Origin of the sequence: Marinobacter sp. C2H3 (assembly GCF_037080155.1) — a bacterium.
Taxonomy (GTDB): domain Bacteria; phylum Pseudomonadota; class Gammaproteobacteria; order Pseudomonadales; family Oleiphilaceae; genus Marinobacter.
On the sequence record NZ_JBBBNZ010000001.1, the window covers coordinates 840,161 to 858,152 of the forward strand.

14 protein-coding genes are annotated in these 17,992 nt (G+C 64.4%); 5 read left to right on the forward strand and 9 right to left on the reverse strand.

Annotation, left to right across the window (positions count from 1 at the left end; all coding sequences use genetic code 11):
- Positions 1-89: 89 nt before the first annotated feature.
- From V3388_RS03715 to V3388_RS03750, 8 genes are all read right to left on the reverse strand, one after another.
- Positions 90-1,736, reverse strand: coding sequence for a fatty acid--CoA ligase (locus V3388_RS03715; protein WP_336366171.1), 1,647 nt, complete (start codon positions 1,734-1,736; stop codon positions 90-92).
- A 181-nt stretch (positions 1,737-1,917) separates the two neighbouring features.
- Positions 1,918-2,199 carry a pyrimidine/purine nucleoside phosphorylase gene (gene ppnP, locus V3388_RS03720; RefSeq protein ID WP_336366172.1) on the reverse strand — a complete coding sequence of 94 codons (282 nt, stop codon included), beginning with the start codon at positions 2,197-2,199 and terminating at the stop codon, positions 1,918-1,920.
- An 86-nt stretch (positions 2,200-2,285) separates the two neighbouring features.
- On the reverse strand, positions 2,286-2,618 hold the full coding sequence (locus V3388_RS03725; protein ID WP_336366173.1) for a Na+/H+ antiporter subunit G: 333 nt from the start codon (positions 2,616-2,618) through the stop codon (positions 2,286-2,288).
- An 11-nt stretch (positions 2,619-2,629) separates the two neighbouring features.
- Positions 2,630-2,899 (reverse strand): K+/H+ antiporter subunit F, encoded by a 270-nt coding sequence (locus V3388_RS03730; RefSeq protein ID WP_336366174.1) that lies wholly within the window; start codon positions 2,897-2,899, stop codon positions 2,630-2,632.
- Entirely contained in the window at positions 2,896-3,384 is a 489-nt protein-coding gene (locus V3388_RS03735) for a Na+/H+ antiporter subunit E (protein ID WP_336366175.1), read from the reverse strand. The genes V3388_RS03730 and V3388_RS03735 overlap by 4 nt, the downstream gene beginning before the upstream one ends.
- A complete protein-coding gene (locus V3388_RS03740) occupies positions 3,384-4,901 on the reverse strand; it encodes a monovalent cation/H+ antiporter subunit D (RefSeq protein ID WP_336366176.1) in 1,518 nt (505 codons plus the stop codon). The genes V3388_RS03735 and V3388_RS03740 overlap by 1 nt, the downstream gene beginning before the upstream one ends.
- The gene (locus tag V3388_RS03745) at positions 4,898-5,260 is read right to left on the reverse strand and encodes a Na+/H+ antiporter subunit C (protein ID WP_336366177.1); all 363 of its coding nucleotides are present in this window, start codon (positions 5,258-5,260) and stop codon (positions 4,898-4,900) included. The genes V3388_RS03740 and V3388_RS03745 overlap by 4 nt, the downstream gene beginning before the upstream one ends.
- The gene (locus tag V3388_RS03750) at positions 5,260-8,061 is read right to left on the reverse strand and encodes a monovalent cation/H+ antiporter subunit A (RefSeq protein ID WP_336366178.1); all 2,802 of its coding nucleotides are present in this window, start codon (positions 8,059-8,061) and stop codon (positions 5,260-5,262) included. Before V3388_RS03750 ends, V3388_RS03745 begins: the two co-directional genes overlap by 1 nt.
- A 367-nt stretch (positions 8,062-8,428) precedes the next feature.
- Between V3388_RS03750 and V3388_RS03755 the strand changes: the two genes are divergently transcribed.
- A complete protein-coding gene (locus V3388_RS03755) occupies positions 8,429-10,231 on the forward strand; it encodes an acyl-CoA dehydrogenase (protein ID WP_336366179.1) in 1,803 nt (600 codons plus the stop codon).
- Positions 10,232-10,545: 314 nt separating this feature from the next.
- On the opposite strand, the gene V3388_RS03760 is transcribed toward V3388_RS03755, so the two are convergent.
- Positions 10,546-11,853 carry an alkane 1-monooxygenase gene (locus V3388_RS03760; protein ID WP_442915603.1) on the reverse strand — a complete coding sequence of 436 codons (1,308 nt, stop codon included), beginning with the start codon at positions 11,851-11,853 and terminating at the stop codon, positions 10,546-10,548.
- Positions 11,854-12,061: 208 nt separating this feature from the next.
- On the opposite strand from V3388_RS03760, the gene V3388_RS03765 reads away from it, so the two are divergent.
- The 4 genes from V3388_RS03765 (at position 12,062) to V3388_RS03780 (ending at position 17,985) form a co-directional block, all read left to right on the forward strand.
- Positions 12,062-12,355: a hypothetical protein gene (locus V3388_RS03765; protein ID WP_336366180.1), complete on the forward strand. Its 294-nt coding sequence runs from the start codon at positions 12,062-12,064 to the stop codon at positions 12,353-12,355.
- A gap of 218 nt (positions 12,356-12,573) precedes the next feature.
- Positions 12,574-14,394: a PhoX family protein gene (locus V3388_RS03770; protein ID WP_336366181.1), complete on the forward strand. Its 1,821-nt coding sequence runs from the start codon at positions 12,574-12,576 to the stop codon at positions 14,392-14,394.
- A gap of 110 nt (positions 14,395-14,504) precedes the next feature.
- Positions 14,505-16,190 (forward strand): hypothetical protein, encoded by a 1,686-nt coding sequence (locus tag V3388_RS03775; RefSeq protein ID WP_336366182.1) that lies wholly within the window; start codon positions 14,505-14,507, stop codon positions 16,188-16,190.
- A 154-nt stretch (positions 16,191-16,344) separates the two neighbouring features.
- A complete protein-coding gene (locus tag V3388_RS03780) occupies positions 16,345-17,985 on the forward strand; it encodes a methyl-accepting chemotaxis protein (RefSeq protein WP_336366183.1) in 1,641 nt (546 codons plus the stop codon).
- Positions 17,986-17,992: the final 7 nt, after the last annotated feature.

Below are 17,992 nucleotides of genomic sequence, written 5' to 3' on the forward strand. Positions count from 1 at the left end.
GCGCAAACCTGGGGTCAGATGAAACTCATCTGACCCCCCTTCTCCACCCCTGGGGTCAGATGAATTTCATCTGACCCCTTTTTACCCCCCTAGCCCTTGATCTGATCCCGAATCAGCTTCTTGTTGATCTTGCCAACGCTGGTCTTCGGAATGTCGTCCACGAAGCGCATCTGCTCGGGGATGGCCCACTTGTTGATGTCGCCGCTGTCGACGAACTGCTGCAGGTGGTTCTGGATGTCCTGCTCGCTCGCCGTCTCACCGGGTTTGAGGGTGATCATGGCGTAGGGGCGCTCGCCCCATTTTTCATCGGGAATGCCGACCACCGCTGCGCCGGCGACGGCCGGGTGCTGGCTGATCAGGTTTTCGAGGTCCAGGGAGGACAGCCATTCGCCGCCGGTCTTGATCACGTCCTTGATGCGGTCCTTGATCAGGATGGTGTGATCCGGGTCCATGCTGGCGACGTCGCCGGTGTGCAGCCAGCCGCCTTCCCACAGGGCCTCGCCTTTTTCCGGTTCCTTGAAGTAGCTCTGGGTCAGCCAGGGCGCCCGGGCCACCAGTTCGCCCTTGGCTTCGCCGTCGTGGGCGACGGGTTTGCCGTCCGGGTCGATGATTTCCAGTTCCACCATGGGCACGGCCACGCCGGTTTTCACCCGACGGTCGGTCTGCTGCTCCAGGGGCAGCTCCAGATCGCGCGGGGTCAGGTGGGTGGTGCTCAGCAGCGGGCAGGTCTCAGACATGCCGTAGCCGGTGTACATGCGGATGCCAAGTTTGGCGCCAGCGTTGCACAGGCCCTGGGTGAGGGCGCTGCCGCCGATCAGCACGTGCCAGTTGGTCAGGTCCGCCGTTTTGATGGACTCGGTGGCCAGCATCATCTGCATGATGGTGGGCACGCAGTGGGAGAAGGTAACCCTGTGTTCCTTGAGCAGGGTGACCAGCAGCTCCGGATCGTACCGGCCCGGGTACACCTGCTTGATGCCCATCATGGTAGCCGCGTAGGGCACGCCCCAGGCGTGTACGTGGAACATCGGCGTGACCGGCATGTACACGGAGGTGGAGCGCAGCAGCGGCATTTCATCGGAGAAGCCGAGGGAGCCGACCTGGGCCAGGGTGTGCAGTACCAGCTGCCGGTGGCTGAAGTACACGCCTTTCGGGTTGCCCGTGGTACCGGTGGTGTAGAAGGTGGTCGCGACGCTGTTCTCGTCGAAATCCGGGAAATTAAAGTGCGGCTCGGCCTTGGCCAGCAGTGCTTCGTACTCGCCCAGGGTGCTCACGCTGGCAGCAGCGGGCTGGTCGTTATCGGTGAGCTGGATGTAGCTTTTGACGGTTTTGATGTCGCCTTTGACCGCGTCCAGGATCGGCAGGAAATCATCGTGCACCAGCACAACGTCGTCCTCGGCGTGGTTCATGGTGTAGACAATCTGCTCCGGGGACAGGCGCACGTTGATGGTGTGAAGCACCGCGCCCAGCATGGGTACCGCGAAGAAGCATTCGAGGTAGCGGGGCGTATCCCAGTCCATGACGGCCACGGTGTCACCGGGCTTGACGCCCGCTTCCGTCAGCACGTTGGCCAGCCGGTGAATGCGCTCCACCAGGGTGGTGTAGGTGTAGCTGCTCCGGTTGGCGTAATGGATCGCCTGGTCCGGGTTGTAGCGCGGGCCGGACAGCAGGAGCTGCTTGATCAGCAGGGGATAGGGGTGGGCGTTCCTCGCCGGAGGCAGAATACGCGTCTGTGCCATGGTGTCTTCCTCATTCTCTGCGTTGTGGTTGTTATCGCTTGAGCCACGAGAACCCCAAATCTGACACAGAATGACGGAAACCGGAACCGCAGAATGAGAAAAATTCGCAGAACGGACCTCTTAGATTTCAACCAGATGGACCGCTCTGCGAATTCGAGTATTGCAGAAAAATGTTTAGTCGTTACTCGTAGGTGCAGAGATAAGCGACATCAACATCGTTTTTCACTTTAAAGCTGGCTTGGCCGGCCACGTTAAAGCTCTCGCCAGCGCCGTAGGTCATCCACTCATCCATGCCCGGCAGCAACACCTTCACAGCACCGCTGATGATGGTCATGGTTTCTTTTTTGGTGGTGCCAAACTCGTACTCGCCCGGACTGAACACGCCAATGGTGGCGGGCAGGGTGGCGGTCTGGAAGGCGATGGACTTGGCCTTGCCGTCAAAATATTCGTTCACTTTCAACATGGGTTGGCCTCCTGGAACGTTATGGGCCGCTTACTATACGGCAAAACGCCGACAGTCCAATGACAATTTTCGGGGCTGGCGTGGCGCTACTGATCCCACGGTCGGCCCCGGGTATTGTCCATGCGCCGCACCTGCAGGTGCATGGCGGCCTTGGCCAGAATGTTGGCGCTGATCGGGGCGGTGATGAACAGGAACACGGTAATCAGGATCTCGGAAATGGCCGGTTTGCCGTCGGCGACGGTGAACCAGACCACCGAGGCCAGCATGATGGCGCCGACACCGATGGTGGTTGCCTTGGTCGGCCCGTGCAGCCGGGTGAAGAAATCCGGCAGCCGGGCCAGGCCAATGGCGCCGACCAGGGTAAACAGGCCGCCAATCACGAGCAGCGCCGATACGGTGTATTCAATCCAGGGACTCATACGGGGCCTCCTTATTCAATGACGCTGCCGCGCTTGAGGTACTTGGCCATGGCCACCGTGCCGAGAAAGCCCATGACGGCGATCAGCAAGGCGGCTTCGAGGTACAGCCGGGTGCCCAGGGTCATGGCCAGCAGGATGATCAGCGCGATGGCGTTGATGTACAGGGTGTCCAGGGCCAGCACACGGTCCGGGGCGTCGGGGCCCCGGATCAGCCGGTAGACGTTGAGCAGCACGGCGGCGATCACCATGGCCATGGTGATCCACAGGGCGTAGTGCATCATTGGAACATCTCCTGCAAGCGGCGTTCGTAACGCTGGTGAATGGCGTCGACGACGGCCTGGTCGTCGGTCGCATCCAGGGCGTGAATCAACAGCCGGCGCTGGTCGTCGCTCACATCCACCGTTACCGTGCCCGGCGTCAGGGAAATGGTGCCGGCCAGCAGGGTGATGGCCAACGGATCGTCCAGCGACAGCGGGTAGGTGACGAACGCCGGCCGGGGCTTGCGGCCGGAGACGATCAGCCAGCCGACCTGAACGCTGGCCACGGCGATGTCGTACAGCACCACCGCCAGGTAGGATGGAAACCGCCACCACTTGAGCACGGACGGGCGTTCCGGCCAGAAGCCCTGGGTCATTTGCGGGATGCCCCAGGCCAGCAACAGGCCCAGCACGGCACTGCCGCCGCTGACGCCGCCACTGAGGAATTGCCAGACCACAAACAGCATCAGGCTGAGCCACGGCTGGGGGAGAGTGAGTCGGTCGAGCATCAGTGGTCCTCCCCAACGGTTTCAACGGTCAGGATATTCACATAGCCGTTCTGGTCCAGTAGCTGGTCAGCGGTGGCATCCGTGTACTGATGGATCGGCCCCGCCAGCGCCACAATCACCAGGCTGGTGGCGATCAGTGCCCCTGTGGCCACCCGGGTGGTGTTGCTGAGCCCGGGCGGGGACTCAATGTGGCCATCAACGGTGCGCCAGAACACGATGCTGCCGGCCCGGCTGTAGGCGATCACCGTGAAGAAGCTACCGGTAATCACCACGGCCCACAGCCACGCCAGGTCAGGCCCGGAGGTGACGGACTGCAGGATCAGCACCTTGGAGAAAAACCCGCTCAGCGGCGGCAGGCCGGCGGCGGACACGGCACCCAGCATGAACAGCACGCTCAGCAGGGTCCGGTGGGCCATGGCCGGCGCGGTGACAATGCGGTCACCGGCGCTGCCCCGCTGATTGGCTACCAGCTCGGCCAGCAGGAACAGCCCGGCGACGGTCCAGGTGGTGCTGAGCAGGTAGAACAGCGCTGCGGAAATCCCGGCCCGGGAGCCCAGGGCAATGGGCGCCAGCAGGGTGCCGACGGAAATCACCACCTGCCAGGCCACCAGGGTTTTCAGGTTCTGGGCGCCCAGGGCGCCGATCACGCCAATTGCCAGCGTCGCCAGCGCGACCGGGAACAGCCAGTCCATGCCCAGGCTGGCCAGGCCGCCGGCGCCCTGCCCGAAAATCAGCAGGTACACCCGCAGGATGGCGTAGACGCCCACTTTGGTCATGACGGCAAACAGCGCAGCGACCGGCGCCGTGGCCCGGGCGTAGGCCCGGGGCAGCCAGAAGTTCAGGGGCAGTATCGCCGCCTTCAGGCCAAACACCACCAGCAGCATCAGGCCGCCGGCCTCCACCAGGCGCAGGTCGGCGCCGGTGAGATCGGGTACGGTCCGCGCCAGATCCGCCATGTTCAGTGTGCCGGTGGCGCTGTAGATCAGGCCCACGCTGATCAGGAACAGGGCCGAGCCAGTGAGGTTGAGTACCACGTAATGCAGGCCCGGGGTGGTCCGCGAGGTGCCTTCGCCGTGCATCAGCAGGCCGTAGGAGGCAATCAGCAGGACCTCGAACGCGACAAACAGGTTGAACAGGTCCCCGGTCAGAAACGCAATGTTCAGGCCCATCAGCTGAAACAGGAACAGGGCGTGGAACTGCCGGTTGCCCTCGTCCCAGCCGCCCACGGAGAACAGGTGGCAGAACAGGGCCAGCACGGCGGTGAGCAGGACCATCAGCGCCGCCAGCCGGTCCAGCACCAGCACGATGCCGAACGGCGGCTGCCAGTTACCGAAGGCGTACACCCGGTACTGATCGTCCATGGCCAGGCTCAGCAGCACCAGGGCGCTGACCAGCAGCAGGCTGGTGGTGATCAGCGCCAGCGTCCGGCGCAGGCTGATCGGGGCGTAGCCCATAAACACCTGGATCACGCCGCCGATCAGCGGGATCAGTATGGGCGCCAGCAACCAGTCGTTCATGCGCGGGGCTCCTCGTGGTCATTGGCGGGCGCGACTTGCTGTCGGGACGGGTTGACGTGGTCATCGTCATGGTCCGCCAGGCTGCGCAGGGACAGCACCACCACGAACGCGGTCATGGCGAAGCCGATCACGATGGCGGTCAGTACCAGCGCCTGGGGCAGCGGGTCGGCGTAGTGGTCGGTGCTGCCGATGATCGGCTGCCCGCCGGTCACCAGCCGCCCGGTGGCGAACAGGAACAGGTTCACGCCGTAGGAAATCAGGGTCAGGCCCACCACCACCGGAAAGGTCCGGGCCCGCAGCAGCAGGTACACACCGGAGCCCACCAGGGTGCCAATGACCAGGGCATATACCAGTTCCATCAGACGGTCTCCTGTGTTGGCTTGATGGCGGAATGGGGCGACAGACGGCCAATGCTGACCAGCGCCAGCAGGGTGGCGCCGACCACGGTCAGGTACACGCCCAGATCGAACACCATGGCGGACGCCAGTTCAAAATCACCCACCACCGGCCATTCGATGTGGCCAAAGGTGGAGGTGAGGAACGGGTAGCCGAAGGACAGGCTGCCGGCGCCGGCGATGATTGCGAACAGCAGGCCCAGGCCAATCATGTTCTGGTAGCGGAAGGGAATGCGATCTTCCGTCCAGGCCATGCCGCTGGCCACGTACTGCAGCAACAGGGCCACGGAGGTCACCAGGCCGGCGATGAAGCCGCCGCCGGGCAGGTTATGGCCGCGCAGGAAGATGTACGCGGACACCATCAGGGCCAGTGGCAGCATCGGCCGGGCGATCTGCCGCAGCATCAGCGGGTGCGGATCCCGGCTCCAGGCGTGGCCCTGGCCGTCGCCGGTGGTCGGGGTCAGCGCGGTGTTCTTGAGCATGGCGTAGATGCCCAGGGCCGCGATGGCCAGCACGGTGATCTCGCCGAGGGTATCAAAGCCCCGGAAATCCACCAGAATCACGTTGACCACGTTGGTGCCGCCGCCCTCGGGCTTGCTGTTCTCCAGGAAGAACGAGGAAATGGACGAGAACGGCCGGGTCAGCATGGCCAGGGTCAGCAGCGTCATGCCGCCGCCGGCCAGCACCGCCACCACCAGATCCCGCACGCGCCGGCGTGCACTGGTTTCCAGAGGCGTCCAGGACGGCAGGTAGTACAGCGCCAGCATCAGCAGCACGATGGTGACCACTTCCACGGAAAGCTGGGTCATGGCCAGGTCCGGTGCGGAGAACCGCGCGAACGCCAGCGCCACCAGCAGGCCCACCACGCTCAGCAGGGTGAGGGCGTAAAACCGCTGGCGGTGCATCAGGGCCGTGAGCACGGCGGAGAGCGCCAGCACGGCGGCGGCGATGGCGGTGGGCGCGTCCACCGGGGACAGGCCAGACTCGCCAATAAACACGCCCAGGCCCAGCAGCGGCGCGGCGGTAATGGCAATCACGCTGATCACCAGCAGCGCCAGATAACGTTGCAGCGAGCCGTTCTCCAGCAGGCCGGTGACCCGGTGGGCGGCGGCGGTGAAACGGGCCACCACGGCTTCGAACACCGCTTTCTCATCGATTTCCCGGAAGCGGGCGTGGAAGCGGAAGAACCGGTGGCGCTGGCTGTACATCAGCAGCCCGCCAAAAAACGCCAGGAAACTCATCATCAGCGGCAGGTTGAAGCCGTGGGCGACGGTGAGGTGGTATTCCGGCACTTGCCCGCCGAGGGTAGCCGACGCCGCCGCGTACAGAAGCGGCCCGACGGAAAGCGCTGGGAACACGCCCACCATCACGCAGGCAAACACCAGGATTTCCACCGGAATCTTCATGTACCGGGGCGGCTCGTGGGGCGGGAACACCGGCAGGTCCACCGGCTTGCCATTGAAAAACACGTCGTGCACGAAGCGGGCGGAGTAGGCCACCGAGAAAATGCCGGCGAGCGTCGCGATCACCGGCGGCAGCCAGGCCCAGAGCCCCGGTAGGTTCAGGTCCAGGGACTCGGCGAAGAACATTTCCTTGCTCAGGAAGCCGTTCAGCAGCGGTACCCCGGCCATGGAGGAGGCCGCCACCATGGCGAGGGTGGCGGTGTGGGGCATGTAGCGCCAGAGCCCGTTGATGCGGCGCATGTCCCGGGTGCCAGTTTCATGGTCAATGATGCCGGCGGCCATGAACAGGGACGCTTTGAAGGTGGCGTGGTTGATCACGTGAAACACCGCCGCCACGGCGGCCAGTTGGGTGCCCATGCCGAACAGCAGGGTGATCAGGCCCAGGTGGCTGACCGTGGAGTAGGCCAGCAGGCCCTTAAGATCATGCTTGAGCATGGCGGTGTAGGCGCCTAGCAGCAGCGTGGCCATGCCGGTGAAGCTGACCATGTAGAACCACTGCTCGGTGCCGGCCAGGGCCGGGTACAGCCGCGCCAGCAGGAACACGCCGGCTTTGACCATGGTGGCGGAGTGCAGGTAGGCGGACACGGGGGTGGGCGCCTGCATGGCGTGGGGCAGCCAGAAGTGGAACGGGAACTGGGCGGACTTGGTAAAGGCGCCTAGCAACACCAGGGTGAGCGCGTACGGGTAAAGCGCGTGGGCCTGGATCTGGTCCCGGGCGGCAAGCACGTCGTCCAGCTCGAAGCTGCCGACGATGTTGCCGATCATCAGGATGCCGGCCAGCAAGGCCAGGCCGCCACCCCCGGTGACCGCCAGCGCCAGGCGGGCGCCGCGACGGGCCTCCTGCTTATGGGTCCAGAAGCCGATCAGCAGGAACGACACCAGGCTGGTCAGCTCCCAGAATATCAGCATCAGTAGCAGGTTGCTGGACAGCACAATGCCCAGCATGGCGCCCATGAAGCACAGCAGCAGCGAGTAGAACTTGGCGACGTTTTCCTGCGCTTTGAGGTAGTACCGGGAATACAGAATGATCAGCAGGCCGATCACCAGGATAAGCAGGGCGAACAGCAGGGACAGGCCATCCAGTCGGAAGCTCAGGGTCAGGCCCATGTCCGGCATCCAGGGCTGGGAAAACAGCACCACGCCGCCGTTGGCCAGCACCGGCCACTGGGGATAGAGCGCGGCCAGCGCGATCAGCGGCGGTACGGACGACGCCACGGCAATCGCCGTGCGCCCGCCCTGGGCAAACAGGGGCGCGGCAATGGCCCCCAGAAATGGCAGCAAAACAACCAGCGGTAGCGACATCGCAACCTCGTTATCGGGTTTTCGTTCCTGTGCGGCAGGCCGTGCTCAGAAGTGTAGTTGGCGCCGGTGCACCGTGCAGTGAGTCCGGGCCGTCACGGCGTGTGTCAGAGGGCGTGGCAGCGCCACGTCAGACCGCTGGCGGGTCCGGGAAAAACGGCAGGCTGCCCCGGTACAGGGCGATGTCCGCCGGCAGCGGCGGGCGGGGAAGGGACGTGCAGCCGAGCGACCTTGCGGTCATTGGTTGCTCCATAAGTGAGACATGGCCCCGATGATACGGAACGGGGGGTGCAGGTCAAGTCGCAGGCTATCGACCAAACCCTGAGCGATGTGAGAGTCTTATGATCAAACGATAGGAGACGAACCACCCATGACGGCTACCCTGATTGACCGCAGAGACCTGGCCTTTCAACTCTATGAAGTGCTGGATACCGGCACCCTGAGCGAGAGGGACCGGTTCAGCGAGCACAGCCGCGAAACCTTCGATGCGGTGATCGAGACCGCCGACAAGATGGCCCGCGAGACCTTCGCCACCCATAACAGCGCCGCTGACAAGCAGGAGCCGGCGTTCGTGAACGGCGAGATCAGGATGCTGCCGGAGGTGAAACGCGCCTTTGACGCCTACGCCGAGGCCGGGTTCATCGCCGGCCGTTATGACTACGAGCTGGGTGGGATGCAACTGCCGGAAACGGTGATGGCGGCCTGCAACGGCTTCTTTACCGCCGCCAACCCGGGCACCGCTGGCTACCCGTTCCTGACCACCGCCGCGGCCAACCTGATCCGGGTGTTCGGCAACGAGGACCAGCAGGCGCGGTTCCTGCCCCACATGCTCAGCGGCCGCTTTACCGGCACCATGGCGCTGACCGAGCCCCATGCGGGTTCCAGCCTGGCGGACATCCGTACCTCGGCGACGCCGACGGACGATGGTCACTATCTGATCAAGGGCGCCAAGATCTACATTTCCGGCGGCGAGCAGAGCCTGACCGAGAACATCGTCCATATGGTGCTGGCGAAGATCAAAGGCGCGCCGGCGGGGGTCAAGGGCATTTCCCTGTTCATCGTGCCCAAGTTCCGGGTGGACGAGGCGGGCAACGCGGGCGAGCGTAACGGTGTCAGCCTGGCGGGGTTGATCCACAAGCTGGGCTACCGGGGCACCACGTCCACCGCGCTGAGCTTTGGCGATGACGCGCCCTGCCATGGCTACCTGGTGGGTGAGCCGCACCAGGGCCTGAAGTACATGTTCCAGATGATGAACGAGGCCCGTCTGGGGGTGGGTTTTGGCGCGGCGGTGATCGGTTACCGGGGCTACATGCACAGCCTGGAGTACGCCCGTGACCGGCTGCAGGGCCGCAAGGCCAGCGAGAAGAACCCGGGCAGCCCCCAGGTGCCGATCATCGACCACGCCGACGTGCGCCGAATGCTGCTGGCCCAGAAGGCCTACTGTGAGGGCGGCCTGGCCCTGTGCCTCTATGGCGCCCGGCTGGTGGACGATCACAACACCCATCCCGATGCCACCAAACGGGCCGAGGCCGGCAAACTGCTGGATCTGCTGACGCCGGTGATGAAAGCCTGGCCGTCGGACTACGGGCTGAAAGCCAACGATCTGGCCATCCAGGTATACGGCGGCGCGGGTTATACCCGGGAATACCCGGTGGAGCAGTGCTGGCGGGACAACCGCCTGAACCCGATCCATGAGGGCACCAACGGCATCCAGGCGCTGGATCTGCTCGGGCGGAAGGTCTGGCAGGACCAGAGCCATGGCCTGCAGCTGCTGATGCAGGCGATGCAGGTGGATCTGGAGGCGGCGACGGCGGACCGTTGCCAGCAGTGGGCGCTGTCCCTGAGCGAGACGCTGCAGCAGGCGGTGAAAGTCACCCAGAGCCTGGGCAAGTCGCTGATGGGCGGCGAGGTGGATAAGACGCTGGCCAACGCCAGCTGTTACCTGCACCTGTTCGGCCACATCACAGTGGCCTGGATGTGGCTTCGCCAGGCCAACGCGGCGGCGAAGGCCCTGGCGTCTGCGAACAGCGATCAGGAGCGGCATTTCTACCAGGGTAAGCTGCAGGCGGCCCAGTATTTCTTCCACTGGGAGTTGCCGACGGTGGCGCAGGATCTGGTGTTGCTGCGGAATCAGGACGATACCTGCCTGAATATGAAGGCGGAGTGGTTCTGAGTTTTTGAGATTGGGTGCAGGCCTGCCTGGCCGGTGCGTGGTTCCGGGACACGCCACGAGTACGTCCCTGTAGGCTCGTTTCGGGCCATCCCTGGCCCTCCACGGTCCCGGAACCACGCACCGGCCAAGCAGGCCCAAGCCTGTGTGCCAGGCAGTTAGCCTGAAGCGGCCGACCGGGGAGCCCCGCGCGGGAGTGTGCGCAGCAGGGATGCTGCGCACAAGCCTACAGGGACGTATCCACGGCGGCTCCCGGGCGGGGCTCCCCGGTTGGCCGCCGCCCCCGCAACCCGAAGGCTCCGGGGACTATCAAACCGTCAGGCTGCCTCAGAATCCGAAGCCGCCTGCCCGGCCCGGCGCGCTTTCGCCTCCGCCGCCACCTTGGCCGCGAAGTCGGCGTATTTGGCCATCAGCTCGTCCTTACGGTCCGGGTCCCAGTTGATCTTGCTGAGGTCGCCCTCGTAGTGCTCGATCACCCGCTTATCCATCTCCTCGAACCACCATTTGGGTACATAGGCTGGCATCAGCATGGAGGCATAGCCGCCCGGCAGTTGCGGGGCTTTCTCGAAGTGACGCAGGGCCTGGTAGCTGCGGGTGGGATGGGCGTGATGGTCCGAGTGGCGCTGGAGCTGGTACAGGAACAGGTTGGTCACCACGTGGTTGCTGTTCCAGCTGTGCTCCGGCTGGGTCCGCTCGTATTTGCCGTTCTTGTCCTTCTGGCGCAGCAGGCCGTAGTGCTCGATGTAGTTCACGCTCTCCAGCAGGCTTGCCCCGTATACCGCCTGGGCCGCCAGGAACGGAACCGCGCGCGGGCCGCAGGCCAGGGTGGTGACGCCGAAGAAGCCGGCGCTCATGGCCCAGCCCTGCAACAGTTCGTTGTCCAGTGACCAGAACGACTTGTTTTTGCGGGCCAGCCGCGCCTTCTCAATCTTCACCGCCGACTTGATGCCGCCGAACACGGTGCGCGGCAGGAACTTCCAGAAGCTCTCACCCATGCGGCTACTGGCCGGGTCTTCCGGCGTGGCCACGCGCTTGTGGTGGCCGAAGTTGTGCTCCACCACAAAGTGCGTGTAACCGGTGGGGGCCAGCGCAGCCATGGCGGCGAGCTTGTTGAACTTGTTCGATTTGTGGCCCAGCTCGTGGGCGGTGTTGATGCCGACGCCGTTGATGGCGCCCACCGTCAGGGTCAGCCCGATCTTGTCTTCCAGCGGCGTGCTCTTCCGGCTGGCCAGCCAGGCGCCGAGGAACGTCATGGCGTACTGGGTGGGAATGAAGGCCTTCACAATGCGGTCGTAGTACTTGTCCTGCTCAAGGAAGGCCACCGCCGATTCCGGCGGGTTGCTTTTGTCTTCGCCAATGGCGCGATCCAGCGCCGGGATGATGCCGTGGACCAGGGCCGGACCCGTCCAGGCCAGGGCTTTCAGGCGTTTGGGCGCCAGCGCGTAGCCGGTAAGGGCGGCCAGGCCGATGCCGGGCAGGGCGGGCCCGAGCAGCCACATATAGCGCTTCGGGTCTTTCCAGGGGGCATCGCCCTTGGTGCTGCTTTTGGCGTTGCCGGACGGCGCGCTGGCGCCCGGCCCTTGGGTGCGGTGGGCGTCGAGCGCCCCGTTGGCTTTGGCGTTCATCTCCAGTACTCCCTGTTGTTGTCCGGTCTCTTGAATTTATGTCGGACAATCTTGCAGTTCAACAAGATTTTTGGGGTGATCGGGCTTTGGCGTGAAATGACAAGCCGGAGCCGTTTCCTTAACACAGCCTTAATATCGGCGTAATTGCCCCGTATCCGGGGGTCCCGTACCGTGGGGACGCTCGACATCCGATTCAAAGGAGGAAGCTATGAAACGCGAACTGATGATGGCTGCACTGATGGTCTCCGCACTGGGACTGACCGCGTGCGGCAACGAGGACAACGAAGGCGTTGATGTGGAGCAGGCGGCCGAGAACGCCAGCAATATTGCTGAAGATGCCGCCGACAGCGTCGAGGAGTCTGCCGAGGAGGCGACCGGGCAGGACGAGAGCGCCCTGGGTGAGATGAAAGAAGGCGCGAAGGACGCCGCCGATGAGATGGGCGACGCCATGGACGAGGCCGGTGACGAAGCGAAGGAAAGCTACAACAACATGACGGAGTAAGGGCCCGTTAAACGGCAATCACTCCGTCCCCCCCCTGCCCGAGGCCTGGATAACGGCCTCAGGCCCACCGGCTCCGGCATTTTCGCCGGGGTCGGACGGGGCCGCCGGCCCTGTCATGTTTTCGCCCCCGTTCGGTCACCAAATCAACACCGATCTGTCACGAACTCTCTCTAACGTTGGCGACTCAAACCGTCAACAATGATGAGAGGATACTCGCAATGCGCGCTGTACCATTCCAACGCAAGGCTCTGGCCGTTGCCCTGATGGCCTCCCCGCTGCTGCTGGCCGGCTGCGGCAGTGACAGCAACTCTTCCGACACGAGCAATTCCGGACCCACCACCAACTCCCTGAGCTTTGAGTCCGTTCCTGCGCCGACCACGGATGCGGGCAAACGCATCGTCAACGTGTCGCCCATGGCCAAAGTCAACGGCAACGGGGTGTCGCTGGATTACCACGCCTGGGCCCGTACCGGTAACTACTACAGCACCTTTGACGGTGGCACCGTGCAGTTTGGCCGGCTGATCGATGCCAACGGCGACGCCATCCTCGGGGGCGACGGCAACCCGTCCGTGTCCGACAACCCGGACTTCAGCTCGCTGATGGTGGTGAACGACCGCATCTTCACCATCACCCAGATCGAGTCCCGTCCCGGCGCCATGTTCCTGTCCGAGCTGAACCAGGACGACAACGGCAACCTGAGCGTCGCCTCGATGGAGCAGCTGGACCAGTCCGGCATTCGCGGCGGCTGGAACCACTGCGCCGGTTCGGTCACGCCCTGGAACACCCATCTGGCTTCTGAAGAGTACGAGCCGGACGCCAGTGATCCCAATTCTGCCAATGCCATGGCTGATTACTTTGGCGGCGACGCTACCCAGGTGAACCCTTACGACTACGGCTGGAACATTGAGATCACGGTGGACGCCAGCAACGCCAAACCGACGGCTACCCTTGAGAAGCACTACGCCATGGGCCGCCTGGCGTCCGAGATGGGCACCATGATGCCGGACCAGAAGACCGCCTACATCTCCGACGACGGCACCAACGTGGGCTACTACATGTTCGTGGCCGACACCGCCGGCGACCTTTCCACCGGTACCCTGTACGCCCTCAAGTGGAACCAGACCTCCGCCGACAACTACGGCAGCGCCGACATCGACTGGATCAGCCTGGGCCACGCCAGCGACAGCGAGATCAAGCCGCTGCTTTCCGGCGCCGGCAAGCTGACCTTCAGCGATATCTTTGCCACCGAGACCCCGAACGGCGACGGCAGTTGCCCGACCAGCGGCTTCGTCTCCATTAACGCCGGGGACGGCGGCAACCAGTGTCTGCAGCTGCAGCCGGGCATGGAGATGGCGGCCTCCCGCCTCGAAACCCGCCGCTACGCCGCCTACATGGGCGCCACCACCGAGTTCCGCAAGGAAGAAGGCGCCACGTTTGATCCGGAGCGTAAGAAGCTCTATGTGGCCATCTCCGAGATTGAGCGGGGCATGGAAGACAACATGAAGGGCGGTGTTGCCAACACCCAGTACGACATTGGCGGCCCGAACGACATCCGGGTAGAAGCCAATGCCTGCGGTGGCGTGTATCAGTACGACCTGGGCACCGACGCCGACATCGGCTCCGATTACGTGGCCAAGTCCGTCAGCAGCCTGATTGCCGGCACCGTCGGCCAGTCCGCCGGTAACGAAGCCTACGCCGCCGATAACAGCTGCGACATCAACGGCATCGCCAACCCGGACAACATCTCCTACCTGCCGGGCTACAACACGCTGATCATCGGTGAGGACACCGGCAGCGGCCATCAGAACGACGCCATCTGGGCCTACAACCTGGACGACAAGTCCCTGACCCGCATCCAGACCTCCCCGTACGGTTCCGAGAACACGTCCGTGGACTGGTATCCGGACATCAAGGGCTATGGCTACCTGACCGGCGTCATCCAGCACCCGTATGGCGAGTCCGATCAGAGCAAGGACACCGGAAACGGCGAATCCCACGCCTACATCGGTTACTTCGGGCCGTTCCCGGCGCTGAACTAAGCCAGGAAACGGTTCTGAAGACCCGAAAGGGGCGCCTCGGCGCCCCTTTTTGGGGTTTGTCGCGGGGGCCGTCCTCCAACCCCGCCGGATAACAAAGAGAGCAAGACACCATGAAATCTTCAGTCTGGTTGCTGGCCGTGGCCGTGCTCGCCGGATGCAGCGACCCTGACAATCCCGGCCCGGCGAACACTGCCCAGAGCACGGAGCGGGCCCTGTCACCGGGGCAGGAACTGACCGTGGCACAGAACAAGGCGGCTTATATCCCGGCCCAGTGCTACACCAACCCGAAGGACGCGCGGGGCACGGGCAACCCCTGTTACGTGTGCCATACGGACAGCCAGGAGCCCAACTATCTGAACGATGCAGAAAACCAGTTGATCTGGGCGCTGCCGGAAAACGCCCTGAGCAACCACTGGGACAACCTGTTCGTGGACCACAGCGCCGATGTCGCGGCGATCAGCGATCAGGCCATCGACAACTACGTTAGCCAATCCAATTATCAGGGGCCGGACGATCAACTGGTGCTGGCGGACGTTCTGGCCGACGTGCCCAAGCGCTGGGATGCCAACCAGAACGGCCGCTGGGACGGGTACGTACCGGATGCCTACTATCGTTTCGACAATCAGGGCTTTGACCATTCGCCCACCGGCAGCTTCACCGGCTGGCGCTCGTTTGCCTATTTCCCGGTGCCGGGCGCCTTCATGCCCACCAACGGCTCCACCGACGACGTCCTGATCCGCCTGCCGGAGGCCTACCGGCAGAACCGGCAGGGTGAGTTTGACCTGGACGTGTACCGCACCAACCTGGCCATCGTGCAGGCGCTGATCCAGCGGGCGGATGCCCATCTGGCGCCGGTGAACGAGCGGGCGCTGGGGATGGACCTTGATGGCAACGGCGTGTTGAGCACAGCGGACCGCATCCACTACGACTGGGCCCCGCTGGAGGGCCGCACCATGCACTGGGCCGGCCGTGCCGGCGAGCTGGACCGGAAAGAGGCGCCCCTGGCGGCCGGTCTTTTCCCGCTGGGGACCGAGTTCCTGCACAGCGTCCGTTACCTGACGACGGGTGCGGACGGTGCCGTGGCGATGGCGCCCCGCATGAAAGAGTTGCGCTACGCGGTGAAGACCAGTTGGCGAACCTATTACGACCTGCAAACCAACGCGGAAAACGACGTCAAGGAGCGGCACGACTACCCGGATCGCCTCAAGCTGGTGCCAGGAAACACGGAAACCGGCGTGGCCACCAACTTGGGCTGGCGCTACCAGGGCTTCATCGAAGCGGAAGACGGCGCCCTGCGCCCCCAGAACTATGAGGAACTGCTGACCTGCAACGGGTGCCACAGCGGCATTGGCGCCACCACCGACGGCACCTTCGCCTTCGCAAGGAAAGTACCGGACAGCGGCTTCCAGAACGGGTGGTACCACTGGCAGCAGAAGGCGCCGGCCGGTCTGGCGGACCCGAAGCGCCGGGATGGCGAAGGCGAGTACGCGTTTTATCTGCGCCACAACCCCTGGGGCAACGCCTTCCGCAGCAACGATGAACTGCACGACCGGTTCTTTACCGCCGATGGTGCTGAACGGCCCGAGGCCTTCGCCGCGCTGTCCCGGGACATCGCCATGGCCTTGCAGCCTTCGGTCGCCCGGGCTCGCCAGCTGAACAAGGCCTACCGGGTTCTGGTGCAGGAACAGTCGTTCATACACGGACGGGATGCGTTCGTGACACCGCCCGCAGCCGCCCAGCGTGAGGTCTCCGTGAACCAGCCAACCGGAATTGAGGAGGTGCTCCAGGCCCGCTGAGGCGCCGCCCCCCTGCCGGGAGAGCCTCAAGAAATCCGCATTCCCGCCGTTATCCGTGGTATGCACTAAAGTATGAGTTCATAAGGTAGACGGTTTCTTTAGGCTCATCGACGACCTTCGGACAAACGGATAGAACAAGAACGATGAGGTTCATATGGGGATGTGGGGGCGTTCAACGGTATTGGGGGGCGCTGTGGCGGCGGTGGTGGCCACGGCTGTCGCGGCGGGCGTGGCGCCCATGCTAGGGCTGGACGCAGTGTCCGCCGCCCTTGGGGTGATCGTCGGCCTGGCCGTCGCCGGCACGTTTCTGGTGCTGCGGGTACTTGAGCCGCTCGAGCGGGGGCTGCGCGGCCTCAACGACGGCACGTTGCCGGAGGACCATCCGGTTCGGCGCCAGTGCGCCGACCTGCTGGCCCAGGCCAAAGCGGGCCGGGCCCTGGTGGAAACCCTCTCCGGCAACGCCGACCGCAACGCCATTTCCGCCGCCCAGGTGTCCATGGCGGCCGACCAGCTCAAACAGCGCCTCGACCAGCAGGTGGAGCAGACCGCCCAGATGGCCGAACACGCCGCCCACATCGCCGAGACGGTGAAGGAATCCTCTGCCCAGGCGGCCGCCGCCGCCACCATGGCGCACCAGGCCAGTGCCACCAGCGCCGAAGGGCGCGAAGCGCTGGTTGGCGCCATTGAACAGGTGCGTGAGGTGCACCAGCAGTCCGGTGAGAACCTGCGGCTGATCCAGGCCTTGAACGAGAAATCCAACCGCATCCAGGGGGTGACCACCACCATCCAGGGTATCGCTGAGCAAACCAACCTGCTGGCCCTGAACGCCGCCATCGAAGCGGCCCGGGCCGGCGAGCAGGGCAGGGGCTTTGCCGTGGTGGCCGACGAAGTGCGCCAACTGGCCGGCCGCACCGCCCAGGCCACCGGCGAAGTAGCCGGCACCCTCGAAGAAATCCGCAACGACACCGCGTTGATTGTTTCCCGTATCGAAGGCCTGGCCGGCCGAATCGACGCCGGCCTGACCGCCGTGGAAAGCGTCGGCGAGCGGCTCGACCAGATCCGCGACCAGTCCGACCGGGTGCAGGCCCAGGTGGCGCGGATTGCCGAGATAGACCAGGACAACGAACAGAGCCTGGCGCAGGTGTTGGCTGCCGTCGAAGCGGTACGGGACCAGATTGCCGAGAGCGACAGCAGCGTAGCGGCGCTCGCGGAGCAGGCCGCCACCCTGATGGAACTGGCGGAGAAGGCCAACGCCGCCTTTGCTCGCAACAGCACCGCCAGCTACCACCGGTTCTTCTATGAGCAGGCCCGGGACGGGGCCAGGCGAATCGGCGAGCTGTTCGAGCAGTCCGTCAAGAACGGCGCGATTACCGAAAGCGCGTTGTTTGATCGCACCCGCACGCCGATTCCCAACACCCAGCCCACCAAGTACACCAGCGCGTTTGATGGCTTTACCGACAAGACCCTGCCGGCCATCCTGGAGCCGATCAAGAGCAGCAACCAGGCGATGGTGTTCGCCATGGCCAGCACCCCGGACGGCTACGTGCCCACCCACAACCGGGAGTACTCCCACGCGCCCACCGGCGACCCCAAGGTGGACCTGGTGCGCAGCCGCAACAAACGCCTGTTCAACGATCGCACCGGCATCCGCTGCGGCAGCCACCAGGAAGACATGCTGCTGCAGACCTACCGGCGGGACACCGGCGAGATCATGCACGACCTCTCCGTGCCCATCTATGTGAACGGCAAGCACTGGGGCGGCCTGCGCCTGGGCTACCGCCCCGAAGCGCGCTGAGGTTCTA

What these genes read in the sequence shown, in the direction of transcription:
- V3388_RS03730 (WP_336366174.1), bottom strand. Translation starts at nt 2,899, where the DNA reads ATGATGCACTACGCCCTGTGGATCACCATGGCCATGGTGATCGCCGCC.
- V3388_RS03715 (WP_336366171.1), bottom strand. Translation starts at nt 1,736, where the DNA reads ATGGCACAGACGCGTATTCTGCCTCCGGCGAGGAACGCCCACCCCTAT.
- V3388_RS03755 (WP_336366179.1), top strand. Translation starts at nt 8,429, where the DNA reads ATGACGGCTACCCTGATTGACCGCAGAGACCTGGCCTTTCAACTCTAT.
- V3388_RS03760 (WP_442915603.1), bottom strand. Translation starts at nt 11,853, where the DNA reads ATGAACGCCAAAGCCAACGGGGCGCTCGACGCCCACCGCACCCAAGGG.
- V3388_RS03740 (WP_336366176.1), bottom strand. Translation starts at nt 4,901, where the DNA reads ATGAACGACTGGTTGCTGGCGCCCATACTGATCCCGCTGATCGGCGGC.
- V3388_RS03735 (WP_336366175.1), bottom strand. Translation starts at nt 3,384, where the DNA reads ATGCTCGACCGACTCACTCTCCCCCAGCCGTGGCTCAGCCTGATGCTG.
- V3388_RS03725 (WP_336366173.1), bottom strand. Translation starts at nt 2,618, where the DNA reads ATGAGTCCCTGGATTGAATACACCGTATCGGCGCTGCTCGTGATTGGC.
- V3388_RS03765 (WP_336366180.1), top strand. Translation starts at nt 12,062, where the DNA reads ATGAAACGCGAACTGATGATGGCTGCACTGATGGTCTCCGCACTGGGA.
- V3388_RS03775 (WP_336366182.1), top strand. Translation starts at nt 14,505, where the DNA reads ATGAAATCTTCAGTCTGGTTGCTGGCCGTGGCCGTGCTCGCCGGATGC.
- ppnP (WP_336366172.1), bottom strand. Translation starts at nt 2,199, where the DNA reads ATGTTGAAAGTGAACGAATATTTTGACGGCAAGGCCAAGTCCATCGCC.
- V3388_RS03770 (WP_336366181.1), top strand. Translation starts at nt 12,574, where the DNA reads ATGCGCGCTGTACCATTCCAACGCAAGGCTCTGGCCGTTGCCCTGATG.
- V3388_RS03745 (WP_336366177.1), bottom strand. Translation starts at nt 5,260, where the DNA reads ATGGAACTGGTATATGCCCTGGTCATTGGCACCCTGGTGGGCTCCGGT.
- V3388_RS03750 (WP_336366178.1), bottom strand. Translation starts at nt 8,061, where the DNA reads ATGTCGCTACCGCTGGTTGTTTTGCTGCCATTTCTGGGGGCCATTGCC.
- V3388_RS03780 (WP_336366183.1), top strand. Translation starts at nt 16,345, where the DNA reads ATGGGGATGTGGGGGCGTTCAACGGTATTGGGGGGCGCTGTGGCGGCG.